The 12,952-nt window shown below is 44.4% G+C and carries 12 protein-coding genes and 1 other annotated feature (1 of these 13 running past the window's edge); of the genes, 2 read left to right on the top strand and 10 right to left on the bottom strand.

Annotated elements, in window-relative coordinates; genetic code table 11:
* Nucleotides 1-119: a binding site (T-box leader), on the bottom strand; it reaches 144 nt to the left of the window's first position.
* Nucleotides 120-211: 92 nt separating this feature from the next.
* The 3 genes from AC58QO_RS15015 to AC58QO_RS15005 form a co-directional block, all read right to left on the bottom strand.
* A complete protein-coding gene (locus AC58QO_RS15015; protein WP_497266749.1) occupies nucleotides 212-631 on the bottom strand; it encodes a GNAT family N-acetyltransferase in 420 nt (139 codons plus the stop codon).
* Between the two features lie 98 nt (nucleotides 632-729).
* The gene (locus tag AC58QO_RS15010) at nucleotides 730-2,010 is read right to left on the bottom strand and encodes an L-cysteine desulfidase family protein (RefSeq protein WP_497266747.1); all 1,281 of its coding nucleotides are present in this window, start codon (nucleotides 2,008-2,010) and stop codon (nucleotides 730-732) included.
* A gap of 157 nt (nucleotides 2,011-2,167) precedes the next feature.
* Nucleotides 2,168-2,476: a hypothetical protein gene (locus AC58QO_RS15005; protein ID WP_497266745.1), complete on the bottom strand. Its 309-nt coding sequence runs from the start codon at nucleotides 2,474-2,476 to the stop codon at nucleotides 2,168-2,170.
* 169 nt (nucleotides 2,477-2,645) lie between these two features.
* Here AC58QO_RS15005 and AC58QO_RS15000 point away from each other — a divergent pair, with 169 nt between their 5' ends.
* Entirely contained in the window at nucleotides 2,646-3,797 is a 1,152-nt protein-coding gene (locus AC58QO_RS15000; protein WP_497266743.1) for a stalk domain-containing protein, read from the top strand.
* A gap of 5 nt (nucleotides 3,798-3,802) precedes the next feature.
* On the opposite strand, the gene AC58QO_RS14995 is transcribed toward AC58QO_RS15000, so the two are convergent.
* The 6 genes from AC58QO_RS14995 to AC58QO_RS14970 all read right to left on the bottom strand — a co-directional run bounded on the left by AC58QO_RS14995 (nucleotide 3,803) and on the right by AC58QO_RS14970 (nucleotide 9,554).
* Nucleotides 3,803-4,333 (bottom strand): hypothetical protein, encoded by a 531-nt coding sequence (locus tag AC58QO_RS14995; protein WP_497266741.1) that lies wholly within the window; start codon nucleotides 4,331-4,333, stop codon nucleotides 3,803-3,805.
* A 158-nt stretch (nucleotides 4,334-4,491) separates the two neighbouring features.
* Complete coding sequence (locus AC58QO_RS14990; RefSeq protein WP_497266739.1) at nucleotides 4,492-5,022, bottom strand: VanZ family protein; 531 nt, start codon at nucleotides 5,020-5,022, stop codon at nucleotides 4,492-4,494.
* Between the two features lie 35 nt (nucleotides 5,023-5,057).
* On the bottom strand, nucleotides 5,058-5,921 hold the full coding sequence (locus AC58QO_RS14985) for a M15 family metallopeptidase (protein ID WP_497266737.1): 864 nt from the start codon (nucleotides 5,919-5,921) through the stop codon (nucleotides 5,058-5,060).
* An 84-nt stretch (nucleotides 5,922-6,005) separates the two neighbouring features.
* On the bottom strand, nucleotides 6,006-7,103 hold the full coding sequence (locus tag AC58QO_RS14980; protein ID WP_497266735.1) for a sensor histidine kinase: 1,098 nt from the start codon (nucleotides 7,101-7,103) through the stop codon (nucleotides 6,006-6,008).
* The gene (locus AC58QO_RS14975) at nucleotides 7,096-7,791 is read right to left on the bottom strand and encodes a response regulator transcription factor (RefSeq protein ID WP_497266733.1); all 696 of its coding nucleotides are present in this window, start codon (nucleotides 7,789-7,791) and stop codon (nucleotides 7,096-7,098) included. Before AC58QO_RS14975 ends, AC58QO_RS14980 begins: the two co-directional genes overlap by 8 nt.
* A 197-nt stretch (nucleotides 7,792-7,988) precedes the next feature.
* Nucleotides 7,989-9,554 (bottom strand): hypothetical protein, encoded by a 1,566-nt coding sequence (locus tag AC58QO_RS14970; protein ID WP_497266731.1) that lies wholly within the window; start codon nucleotides 9,552-9,554, stop codon nucleotides 7,989-7,991.
* Nucleotides 9,555-9,763: 209 nt separating this feature from the next.
* Between AC58QO_RS14970 and AC58QO_RS14965 the strand changes: the two genes are divergently transcribed.
* Nucleotides 9,764-10,831, top strand: a complete 1,068-nt coding sequence (locus AC58QO_RS14965) for a YheC/YheD family endospore coat-associated protein (RefSeq protein WP_497266729.1) — start codon at nucleotides 9,764-9,766, stop codon at nucleotides 10,829-10,831.
* A gap of 16 nt (nucleotides 10,832-10,847) precedes the next feature.
* Here AC58QO_RS14965 and nasC read toward each other — a convergent pair whose 3' ends face one another.
* Nucleotides 10,848-12,941 (bottom strand): assimilatory nitrate reductase catalytic subunit NasC, encoded by a 2,094-nt coding sequence (gene nasC, locus AC58QO_RS14960; protein ID WP_497266727.1) that lies wholly within the window; start codon nucleotides 12,939-12,941, stop codon nucleotides 10,848-10,850.
* Nucleotides 12,942-12,952 lie beyond the last annotated feature (11 nt).

The raw sequence follows: 12,952 nt of genomic DNA, 5'->3' as shown, positions 1-12,952 counted from the left end.
ATCAGTTCCGATGTGCTGCTCTGAGGCTTTGTTCAATAAAGTTCTCTTTACTCCTTTTCAGCTGCCGGAGCTCTCTGTGAAAGAATTCATTTATTTACTCTTCTCTTCAACGCATTTGTTATTGCGATTATATTATCAAATTACCGGAGGTACGTAAACAATAAATTTTGGAAATGGGTTGATTACTATATAATTGCACCTTTCAGATTCATCATTTTGTATTCTTTGAATACACGTAAAACCCGCTTCTTTTTTCCCAACCCGTAGAAGTCCAAAAGTGATTCCCAACCACATTATCATCGATAACAAAAATATGGCATTTATGAATCCCTTCTTTGCCTAATTTATCTAAACTAGTTTGCACCAACAAGTTGCCAATTTTCTGTTTACGGTAGGCTGGGCTTACAGCAACATGGTAGATAAAACCTCTTCTGCCATCATGACCACACAGAATCGTTCCAATAATCTCATTATCTTGTTCGATTACATAACTTAGTCCTTTATTTCTGACTAGATACATGTTGATATTTTCTTTCGAATCCGCTTCACTCAAGGCTAATCCCTCAATACTGTTCCACAGCTCAATCATCTGTTCGTAATCTTGAATCGTCATTTCTCTGATGGTTCGCATACTTATTCTCCTTGTCAGTAGGGTGTAATCAAGGTTTTTGCCCTATATGAAGGCGGGTTGTAAAATAAAAACCCGCCTCTCGGCGGATCATTATCGACCTATATGTCTTTATTCAACATCATTTCGAGGACAAGCTTGTCCATGTCAGAAGTTGCTTCATTCCCGATCCGGCAGAAATTGTCGATCGTTTTCTCAGCGTCATTTTCGATAAAGCCATTCGTAGATGAGATAGTCATCCCTTTAGAAGCGAGAAGCGCTGATTGTACAGCTGCACTCGTACAGGTCGCTACCTTCATCGCACAGCCGCCTTTGGCGCCGTCACACATCATCCCAGTGACATTACCGAGCATGTTTTGGATCGCGGCTTTAATTTCATTGTTTCCGCCACCTAGGAGATAGGTAATGCCGCAGCTTGCCCCTGTTCCTGATACCGTGACGCCACATAAGGCGGATAACCGCCCAAACTTGGATTTGATATGAATAGTGACTAAGTGGCTCAAAGCCACGGCCCGAATGAGCTTCTCTTCTGATACGCCTAGCTTCTCAGCGGCCGCGATAACCGGGTTCGTCGCTGCGATGCCTTGGTTCCCGCTACCCGAATTCGCCATAACTGGCATACTGGAGCCAGCCATCCGTGCATCCGATCCCGCGGCAGCAAGTGCCATGGCATGTGAGATTAAATCATCTGACAGAATGCCGCGTTGCACATTCTCTTTAATCGTCTTCCCTACTTCAAGACCATAAGATTTCGACAATCCGTCTAATCCTGCCTTGCGATTCAGTTCAATACTCTGCTGAACCAATTGGAGTTCAGCGAGATCAACCGTATTCACGAATTGGACGATGCCATCGATCGTCAGCTCGCCGCGTTCCTCTTTGGAACTCTTGAAGCTTGCATTCGCACAGCCACCCGATTCAACGACCTTCCCATCAACCTCAATTAGCGTTATATTCGTGTGATTATCCGTAATAACAACCTTCGCATACCCTTGCTCTGTGGTAACGACGACTTCAATATATAACTTCCTGGAAGTATCCGCCAGATGGACCACCGAATGACCTCGATCAACCATCGCTTGAGCAGTAACAACATCCTCGGGATTAATATCGGCAAGCACTTCTAATTGTTTCTCGGCATTTCCACCAATGGCTCCTAAAGCAGCGACAAAATCGATCCCTGTCAGATTCGTACCAGGAATCCCGACGGCAAGCGCATTCTTAATGATACCTGCGCTGGCATGAACGGTTACTTGCTCTATTGAACCATTCACATAGCTTCTGGCTTTCGCAGCGGCTAAAGCGATAGCAACCGGTTCTGTGCAACCTAGTGCGACTACGAGTTCATTTTTTAATATGTTGATGAATGTATCTGTATGCAAAGATGGACCCCCTTAACATCCAAGAAGCGATAACCCTCGAATGAACATTTAGAATATACTATAGCTGCTTAACTGAGTTCAACTCCTACTTTCAACTACTACTATAACGGAAAAGTATGAGGAGAGTATGTTGAAATCATTAGAAAATCATAACAAATTAGCCTTCTGCGACATCGGCACCCAAGGCACTTGCAACCTCTAACATCCTCGGAATAACAGCTTCGTTCGTGCCTGATACGTAAAGATCACCCTGATAATGTCGGAATGGAATCTTGATATCGCCATAGCTCCACATGAAAAAATCGCCCTCAATAGACATGCTAGTAGCACCAGTCACGGTAAAAACGGATGAATACGTAAAATCTGGTTGTGTCGAAAAATATTGTTTGCACGTTTCCAAAGAAATGGTTTGTGCGTCTTGTTCCAATTGTTGAAATGCTTTGGTAATGCGATAGCGTTGACTCATCGTAGTGCCTCCGTTCGAGATCGTATATGATTTCTGACAACATTAGTTTGAGTTTCATTGGTCTATGTCTCTTTGAACAGGACTCAAATGGATAGTGATCTTACGAATAATCTTATGATAGGACATAAAAGAAAGAAAGCCAACCAGAGAAATTGGAGTGTGAACATTAGTGGGCAAATGGAAATCAGGATCAGTTGGATTCTTGTGCGGTGCATTATTTTTCTCAGGACTTTCCTATGCGGCGACAGTGCCAACCGGCATAGACGTATATTTCCGTAAGCTGCAGTATTATTTCGATGGAGAGAACAAGCAACCTCCGTCAGACCTTCAAGGCTTCATTTACAAAGATACGACCTATGTACCGCTTCGATTCTTGTCAGAATCATTAGGGAAGCCAGTGGGTTGGGACGATCAAACCAGCTCGATCTTTGTAGGGGACAAGCCCCAACAGCTGCCAGTACCACCCAAGCAAACCGAGAATTCAACCTTACAAGTGTTTCCGAAGGATAATCCTTGGAATACGGACATCTCTGCCTTCCCTATTCACCAGAAATCCAAACAGTTTATCGATGCAATTGGCTTGAATATCAGTGTTCACGCGGATTTTGGGACCGAATGGGAAGGTGCACCGATTGGGATTCCCTATACGATTGTAGATGGCAATCAACAGAAAGTAAACGTAACTTTTACAGATTACGGTGATGAAAGTGATCCCGGACCTTATCCAATACCTGCGAATGCTCCCATTGAGGGCGGCCCAGCTAGTGATGGCGATCGACATGTGATTGTAGTGGATAAGGACAATGACATGCTGTATGAATTGTTCAACGCACACGTCACGTCCAATGGCTGGCAAGCCTCAAACGGCGCGAAGTGGGATTTGAAATCGAATGCACTGCGTCCTAAACACTGGACGTCCGCTGACGCGGCCGGCTTACCTATCTTCCCTGGTCTCGTACGTTATGAGGAAGCAATAACCGGAGAAATCAACCATGCATTGCGATTCACGGTGCGGAAAACACAACGTGGATTCATCGCTCCTGCTACTCATTTTGCATCGAGCAGTACAGATCCTAATCTTCCTCCTATGGGGCTTCGGATTCGATTGCGTGCCGATTTTGACATTTCCAGCTACTCAGTCACCAATCAAGCCATCCTGCGCGCGATGAAGAAATACGGGATGATTGTCGCCGACAACGGCAGTGATCTCTATGTGAGCGGAGCGCCAGATCCTAAATGGGACGATGATGATTTACATAAACTCGGTAAAATCAAAGGCAGTGATTTCGAGGTCGTGGATACCGGGCCCATTGAGAAATAGTTGAGCTATGTCAGGAAGCCTTTTAACGCTTCTATGCTTTTATTTGCTCTCAGGTTCAGAGATTTTTTGTCTTTCATATCGAAGGATTTCAGCTCGTGTCCAGGATCTAAAATCAATGGATTTAGCATAATATCATCGAGGATCAATTTCGCAGCCTGTAAGGCTTCGTATAATTGTTCTTTGGTGATAACACCCTTCACTGAAGTCAAAATGCGGACGATCGATTCTGCATACATGAGCTTGACGATGCTGTCCGCACTCTTAATATGCCTGGATGCGAAGCTTACTACATGTTTCAAAATGACTACTTCTTGATAATCCCGTGCTAAGGATTCCAGGCTATTCAAGGCTTCCCACTCTCTTATGGATAGTTCTCTTGAATTGTGGTCGATCATTTCGTGAACCCACGTCACTTCTGTCTCTTTGGAAACAGCAAATGACTTGTATTCATCATGTGCGCCTTCTCGAAACATCTGCATTTTGCTGCCGCGATAATAAGTAAAAAGTTCCTTTGCTCTTTGCTGCTCTAATTCCATATGTGAACCGCCCCGACATTTCGTAGCAAATTTTGTGATTTCTCAAATCATAGTACCATATCCAAGTTCAGATCAGCCATTCGCCTATGATTGGCGTACAAAAAGGCCATCCTCAAGTAGATTGCTCTACTTTTTGAAGGACGGCCTTTTCTAATCCTTTATTCAGATAATTTCATGTTCGGGGCTTGAAACAAGCTGACTATGCCAGATTTGACCCTCGTATAAAATCTGAAAACACAAAACCCCAGCACGCCCCCTGCACTATTGAGAATAAGATCATCCACATCAAAACTCCCCATCGACAAAATGACCTGTAAACTTTCCAAGGTGAAGCTTAAAGCAAATGAACGGATGAGCACACCGAGCAGTGAAATCTGCTTAGATCTCGAAGTAAGCACTAATAAAATGCCGTACGGCATAAATACTGCGATATTCCCAAACAAATTAACAACATCATGATGCGATAGCCTTTGGATATTTTCAGAAATAGATTCGAAAGGCATAAAGTTCGCGAATGACAAGCGACTCTTAATATGAATAGGATTTTCTATATTCCGTTGCAGCTGATGCCACAGAAATGGTAAGTCGATAGAGCTGAACTTAAATAAAATAACTTTGAACACGACGTACATATAAACGGCAAATAAAGCCGACAGCATCATCTCATTCCATACTTTCGTTTGTTTCATTTCGTATTCTCCTTCTCCTAGATCTTAGTTGTTCTTTATGGTAGTACGGTTACAATGACACCATCCATATTGTTGCCTGATAGTTCGTAAGCACGATTGCTTGGCACATGTATGGTACTATCTTGGTTAATTGGATAATAAGAAATCTCGTATATCTTGCCTTGAAAGGACGCAGTCACACTCTTTTGCTGTTTCAAGTATTCCAAATATTGTTCCAACGCGAAATTCTTCTGCTGCATAATCACACTGTGCGGCAATCCAACATAGCGGAAATGCCAGGGTTCATATTGGATACCTGTGATGGCTGTTTTGTCTTTCGGATATCTTAAAATAAATCCATATGTCGCAGCATTCTTAATCAACCAATCTCCCTCAGGAGCTTGACTCATTTCACCTTGGGTAGAACCAATATCAAGAGCTAAGCCTAAGTTATGTTCACTGTGCCCCGCGGGCAATGCATAATTAGCACCCATGTCTTTGTACAATTGACTTTGTTCTTTATAGTCTCGATAACCACTGTTGATCATAAAATGACGAATTCCATCTTTTTCAGCTTGCCTGATCATCCTCGTAAAAGATTGAACGACACTTTGAGATAAACGGATCGTATTATCTAACAAATCAAATCCTTTAACCAGCTCTTTATGCTGTGATAAATTGACGACATCTAATTCCATGCCTACTTGATGAATTGGATTCTCCTGATTGATCAACACTAAATTCCCTTTGTAGATATGATCCTTGGACACTTTTATTACCATATCCTTGGCTTGGGAAATCACCTCGTAAGATTTATCGTTTTCAATCACTTGATCACTTTTCACGGCAGCGGCATGCTGTTGTATGGCATCATAGCCTAGCAGTATGGCTATAACAAGCCAAAAAACCCACTTCTTCATCGACTGTTTTCCCTCCTAAACTTGCATGCGTTTAGAATAAGGAAAACTGTTTAAAAAAGAAGTGGGACAAAAATAAAATTTTTCTTAAATTTGATCAATGAAGGGCAATCGCACTTCAAAAAGTGTACGAATGACATTACTTTGGACCGAAATCGTTCCCTTGTGCTGCTCCACAATATTCTTCGCAATGAATAAGCCAAGTCCCGTACTCCCACCTTGATGAGTTCGAGCTTGATCTCCCGTATAGAACATCTCAAAGAGATTAGGCAGATCGTCTGGGGAGATCATGTTGCCGTAATTGATGACTTGAACAACCGCTTCATCCCCATCACGAAGGGCATGAATATCAACGAATTGTCCATCTTTCCCATACCGATTGGCATTCGTCAATAGATTTTCAAATACACGAGCAAGCAGCTCCCCATCGGCCGAAATTTCCAAATGCGGTGCAACATGCAATCTGCTAATCAAATTACTCTTTTCAAAAACAGGAAATAACTCCTCATTTAGTTGAGTAAGCAGCTCGCTTAGATCAATTTTCTTCTTTACAATGGTTAACATGCCATATTTCATACGTGTAATTTCAAAAAGTTCATCAATGAGTTTCTCTAAGCGTTGCGATTTATTAAAAGCAATGGTTGTATAATGGATCATTTGTTCCCGGGATAACTGATCATCTTGAAGAATAAAGTCCAAATAACCAATAACTGAGGTGAGCGGCGTGCGTAAATCGTGAGCTAAGTTCAGTACCAGCTGATCCTTACTACTCTCTGCAAAGTCCCCTCGTTCTACCGCTTGCTGCAGCTTCTCACTCGCCATATTGATATCATCCGCGATATCCTGGAACTCGTCATTAGAATCAATATGAATACGACTATGGAAGTCACCGCCAGCAAGTCGATGAATCCCCGTCGATATTTCATTAAAATACGTGGCATAGCGCTTGGTCAGGAAAAAGAAAATCAAAATGGAAAGTGGAATAAAGACCAGCAAAAAGAAGTTTAAGTCCCCAATCCTGTTAACAAAATGACGTAATCTAGCTACTGGATCTTCAATTCGAACGCCTGCGTAGTAAAGCTTTAACAATCTATAGAGAATAAAGGTAAACGTACCCGACATAAGCAGGCTGAGCCCTAATAAACCGATCATTTTGGATCGAAAGCTGCGTAATAGTTTAGCCATTGAATGTATATCCCACGCCCCATACGGTTTTAATTAATTTATTTTTGTTGATATCTTCGCCAAGTTTTTTGCGCAATGTACGAATATGTACCATGACCGTGTTACCACTTTCATAATAGGCTTCCCCCCACACATGTCCAAAAATGTGCTCCGCACTAAACACTTTCTTAGGGTGACTGGCTAAAAGATAGAGAATATCAAATTCTTTCGGTGTAAGATCGACCTTTTCGCCATATACAAGAATGGATCTTTGCTCAGGATCAATGGTCACGCCACCTGCTTCCAACACCGGGCTGCTTGCCACTGTCGGTTGGTTTAATTGCATAGAGCGCCGCAGCTGTGCATTCACTCGAGCAACTAATTCCATCGGATTGAACGGTTTGGTCATATAATCAACAGCGCCCATAACTAATCCCGTAATTTTATCCAAATCGGACGATTTGGCACTCAAAAAAATAATCGGCAATGCATAGCGCTCTCGAATTTGCCGTGTTACTTCATAGCCATCTAGCTTGGGCATCATAATATCCAAAATCGCCAGATCAATGGCATGCGATTCAATCGCTTGAATAGCCTCGATGCCATCCGATACTTTAATCAGGTGGTAGCCTTCTTTTTCTAAATGCAGCGCAACGAGATCAGCAATTTCCGGCTCATCATCAGCGATTAATATCGTTGTACGTTTCATCCCTACCTCGCTCCTCTAAAAACTTGTCCTGCGCTTGATTTACAATTCATTCCTATTATAACCGATTCAGACAAAAACAGCTCTGCCGATGGCAAAGCTGTTCATTCTGACGTTGCATGAATTGGACATTGCAAATGGCAACTTTGAGAAATTCTTAAACCTATCAGAGTCTTACATGATTTGCGGATGCGTTGTTTTTAATTAGGCGTATAAGATAGACTGGCGCTAAATGAGAGCTGGGTGATATCAGCTGCTGAGGGATTAGATGCTAATCTCGTCCTTATACGAATACCAATACGATCACCCTCTAGGACATTTAATGATCCGAGATTTATATTGGTTGCTGTATAGAAATTACCGGCAGTAACCGTATTATTAGGACCTCCAAAAGTAAGCGAGCTGGTCAGACCAGTTGTCAAGTAAAATGATGAAAGATGACTAATCCCATCATTTGGAGCTGAAGTTGCTTTAAAAACTGTAAAATCATATATAAGAGGTGTCACATTTATAAAAGCCACTGCAGCAACCAATAAATCTGCGCTTATTTGCAAATTTTGAACAGTTCCATCAAAGGGAATTGGGAATGCAAAACCACCTGCTTCTGGTGGCATCGTTGATTCTCCAGCACCATTAATAACTTCAACCGTGCGATTACCAAAACCCATTAAAATTGGAGCAGCTGATACGACTGTTGCGCCACTGAGGATGATACCTGTTGAAAATGGAATTAATCCTCCAGATCCAGCCGCACCCGCGGGGCCTGTGGCTCCGGTTGGTCCTGCTGCTCCAGCTGTTCCAGCTGTTCCCGTTGCTCCCGTTGGTCCGGTTGGTCCTGCTGCTCCCGCTGTTCCAGCTTCACCCGTTGCTCCCGCTGGGCCTGTTGGGCCAGTTGGTCCTGGTGGACCACCTGCTGGGCCTGTTGGGCCAGTTGGTCCTGGTGGACCACCCGCTGGGCCTGTCGCTCCCGTTGCTCCTACACCTGTAGCTCCTGTTGCTCCTGTCGCACCCGCGGTTCCCGCTGTTCCGGTTGCTCCGGTTGCTCCGGTTGCCCCTGCTGCACCTGCTGCACCTGCTGGCCCTGTTGGGCCTGTTGGTCCCGGCGGACCACCCGCTGGCCCTGTAACTCCTGTTGCACCCGCTGGGCCGGTAGCTCCCGTAGCTCCTGTACCTGTAGCTCCTGTAGCTCCTGTTGCTCCTGTTGCTCCTGTAGCTCCTGTAGCTCCTGTAGCCCCTGTTGCCCCTGTTGCCCCTGTTGCTCCTGTTGCTCCTGTAGCTCCTGCTGCTCCTGCTGGGCCTGTTACTCCCGTTGCTCCTGCTCCTGTAGCTCCTGTTGCCCCTGTAGCTCCTGTAGCTCCTGTAGCTCCTGCTGGGCCTGATGCCCCTGTAGATCCCGTAGCTCCTGCAGCTCCTGCTGGGCCTGATGCCCCTGTAGCTCCCGTAGCTCCCGTAGCTCCTGTAGCTCCTGCTGGGCCTGATGCCCCCGTAGCTCCCGCAGATCCTGTAGCTCCTGTTGCTCCTGCACCTGTAGCTCCTGTTGCACCCACTGTTCCCGTTGGTCCTTTTTGTCCCTCTGGCCCTCTGGGACCTCGTGGACCCTCAGGCCCTTCTTTCCCTTTTTGACCTCGTTGTCCTTCTGGACCCGTAGCTCCCGTTACTCCTGCTGGTCCCACTGGACCTGCTGCCCCTGATGCCCCCGTAGGGCCTTGGGGCCCCCGAGGTCCTTCTGGCCCTGGAGGACCTGGCGGGCAATTACATTTCCCCATACTAATCTCATCTCCCTATTTTCAAACGTATTTCATCATATTAAATGCCTAAATAGATAGACACAGTATTTGCCTACCAAATTATTAAAAGTGGAAAATAAAGCTATTTATTCAACAAAAATCAGCTCTTTTATGTGATTGTCCCATACCAAAATGAACGCGCTAGCATTACTTAGTAAAGATGGTTCGATAACTAGGGAGTGATAAGATTGGACAAGCGCCCATTCATAGGTATTATGGTTACTAACCGAAATAGAAGAAAAAGAATTTTGTATCTCTGCCAACGATATCAAAATACAAACCTGAGACTTTATGCGTTCACACCAGCAGATATACGTTGGAAAAAACGACGTATTATTGGACTTAGCTTGATAAATGGCAAATGGATACAAAGTATGTTTCCTTTCCCACTTGTCGTCTATAACCGCTGTTATAACAAAGTCTCAATGACCATTCAAAACCTAGAGAAAATAATAGGTAAGAATAAGTGTTTCAATTCAATCAATCATTTCAATAAATGGGATCTTCATAACCAGCTACACCAATCAAATCTTTCGGAATATATACCCGACACATTTCAATATAATGACGTGAACATATCAGAACTATTAGTCAAAAATAATCTTCTCTTTATAAAGCCGATTTATGGATCTAAAGGTGCGTCTGTCTATCGAATTGAACGTCTGGAGAATAACGATATTCATATTTCCTTACACAGTTTAGCTCCAAGCGTTATTTGCAGGAAAAATGAAAGCATTCAGGAGAAGTTAGATGAACTTCTCGGTCAAAAGAACTATTTGGTCCAACAAGGGATTCAAATGAGTCAATTAGATCGTCAATACTTTGACATCCGTGTCCTTGTTCAAAAGGGGATTATCGGTCAATGGTTGATTTACAACATCACTTGTAGAGTGGCATTCGAGGGTTATTTTAACACTAGTATGTGTGAACGCGTTTATGATGCAGCAGAAATTCTCTCGCGAATACTTTCGCCTGAAAAAGCAAATGAAATCCTACAATCACTGAATGAAGTAAGTGTAATGGCCGCTCAAGAAGCAGAAACTCTTCTGGGATCATTAGGAGAACTGAGTGTGGATTTTGTTTTGGACAAACAATGTAAATTATGGATTATTGAACTCAATGGAAAGCCACAAAAAAGTATATACGAGGATCTAAAGGGTTTTAAACATAAGGATCTGTATCGTAGACCTATGGAATATGCTTATTTTCTTACTCAATCAAAAAAAACCGAACTCATCGCTGCAAGAGATCGATGAGTTCGGTTTTTTCATTTTATACATAATCCGCTACTATCGGACTTACCTGAACCGCACATACCTTAAAACCAGGCATTTTGCAGGTTGGATCGAGTGCATCGTTCGTCAATTTGTTGACGTTCTGCGCATCTCCCCAATGCATGGGCACGAACAGGGTGTCTTCGCGGATCGCGTCGCTGTAGCGACTACGCACAACGATGTTGCCGCGGGCGGAGGCCACCTTCACAAATGCAGCATCTTCGATATGGTACCTCTTCGCTGTTTCCGGATGGATCTCTACGAAAGATTCCGCATCCCGAGCAGCTAAAGAAGGACTCCTACGGGTTTGCACACCAGTTAGATAGTGCCTGAGTACCCGACCCGTAGTCAAATACAATGGGAATTCTGCACTGACCTGCTCTTGCGGCAAATGATTGTTCACAGCAGTCAGCAGTGCTTTACCCTCAGGAAGAGGGAAACCTGATTCGAATAAGCGCTCGGATCCAGGATGCCCCACTTCTGGACAAGGCCAGTAGATACCTTCTTCCTTCCGCAATCGATCATAAGTAATGCCATAATAATCTGCTGTCCCTCCACGACTTGCATGGCGGAGCTCGTTAAAAATACCTTCAACATCTGTAAATTGGAAGAAAGGGCCTCTCCCTAACTTGTCAGCCAGCTCACACAGAACCTGCCAATCGTGCTTAGCTTCTCCTGGCGCAGGATGGTTAGCTTCCCTTAGAAGCACTCTTCCTTCAAGGTTAGTTAATGTTCCGGCATTCTCCAGAAAGGCAGATACAGGTAAAATCAGATCAGCAAGCTGAGCCGTCTCCGAGATGAGAAAATCTGCAACAACGAGAAAATCAAGCTTTTTCAAACCTTCTTCTACAAAGTTAGCATTCGGATTCGATATAAGCGGATTAGATCCCATGACGAATAAGGCTCGTATTTCCTGCTCATGGACTTTCTGCATCATTTCGTAGGCAGAGACACCCTTGCCAGGTAATTCATGAGGATCCATGCCCCAGACACTCGCTATATAAGCGCGATCATCCGGATTTTCGATCAGGCGATATCCTGGGAGCTGGTCTGCCTTTTGACCATGCTCTCTACCGCCCTGCCCATTGCCCTGACCCGTGACAGCGCCATAGCCACAACCAGGTTTGCCGATTTTTCCCGTGAGCAGCACGAGATTCAGGAAATTGCGAACGGCCATATGGCCATCCGTCTGCTGCTCTACACCTCGCGCTGTGAACACCATGCCTGTATTCGCTCGGCCATATCGCAAGGCCGCTTGACGAATCAATTCCGCTGGCACACCAGTTAAATCGGCAATCTCCTCCATCTCGAGGGAATCTAAATGTACCTTTAACTCGGGGAAGCCAGTCGTCTGAGCTGCAATAAACGCCTCATCGATCAAACCTTCTGATAGAAGAACCTTGAGCATCCCATTCGCTAGGGAAGCATCCATGCCTGGCTTCACCTTCAAATGAAGGTCCGCGATCCGCGTTGTGCCCGTTTCTCGAGGATCGATGGCAATAATATAGGCACCCTTCTCTTTCGCTCTTGTAAAATTAGGCATCAGCGTCGGTTGACACTCCGCAATATTCGTTCCTGCCAGTATGATACATTCCGATAATTCAATGTCAGATAGTTGGTTTGTTAAACCACGATCGATCCCGAGTACTTTGACACCTGCTGACGCCGCGGCTGACATACAGAATCTGCCGTTATAATCTATAAACTTCGTCTGCAAAGCGACACGAGCGAATTTACCTAATAAGTAGGCTGATTCATTGGTAAGCGAACCCCCACCATACACACCCACCGTGTGGTTGCCGTAGTCGGATCGGAGCATGTTAAACTTGCTCACAATGAGTTCATAGGCTTCCTCCCATGAAATACGTTCGAACTCTCCATCCCGCTTCCTCATGGGATAATGAATGCGTTCTCCCGTGAGCACATGCTGGTGCGCGTACACGCCTTTGATACAAAGGCGCCCTTCTGACGCTTGATTTGGCTTTGGCACAACGGAATATACGAATTCTCCGTCCGTTGAACTTTTTTCTTCAATCACCTGCAATTTGCACTGTACACTGCAAAAAGGGCATTGTGTATCTATCACTTTCATAAGTTCACCTT

The sequence above is a fragment of the Paenibacillus sp. J31R30 genome, from assembly GCF_059692115.1.
Note: the sequence above shows the minus strand (reverse complement) of the source record. Positions and strands in the feature narration are given on the sequence as shown.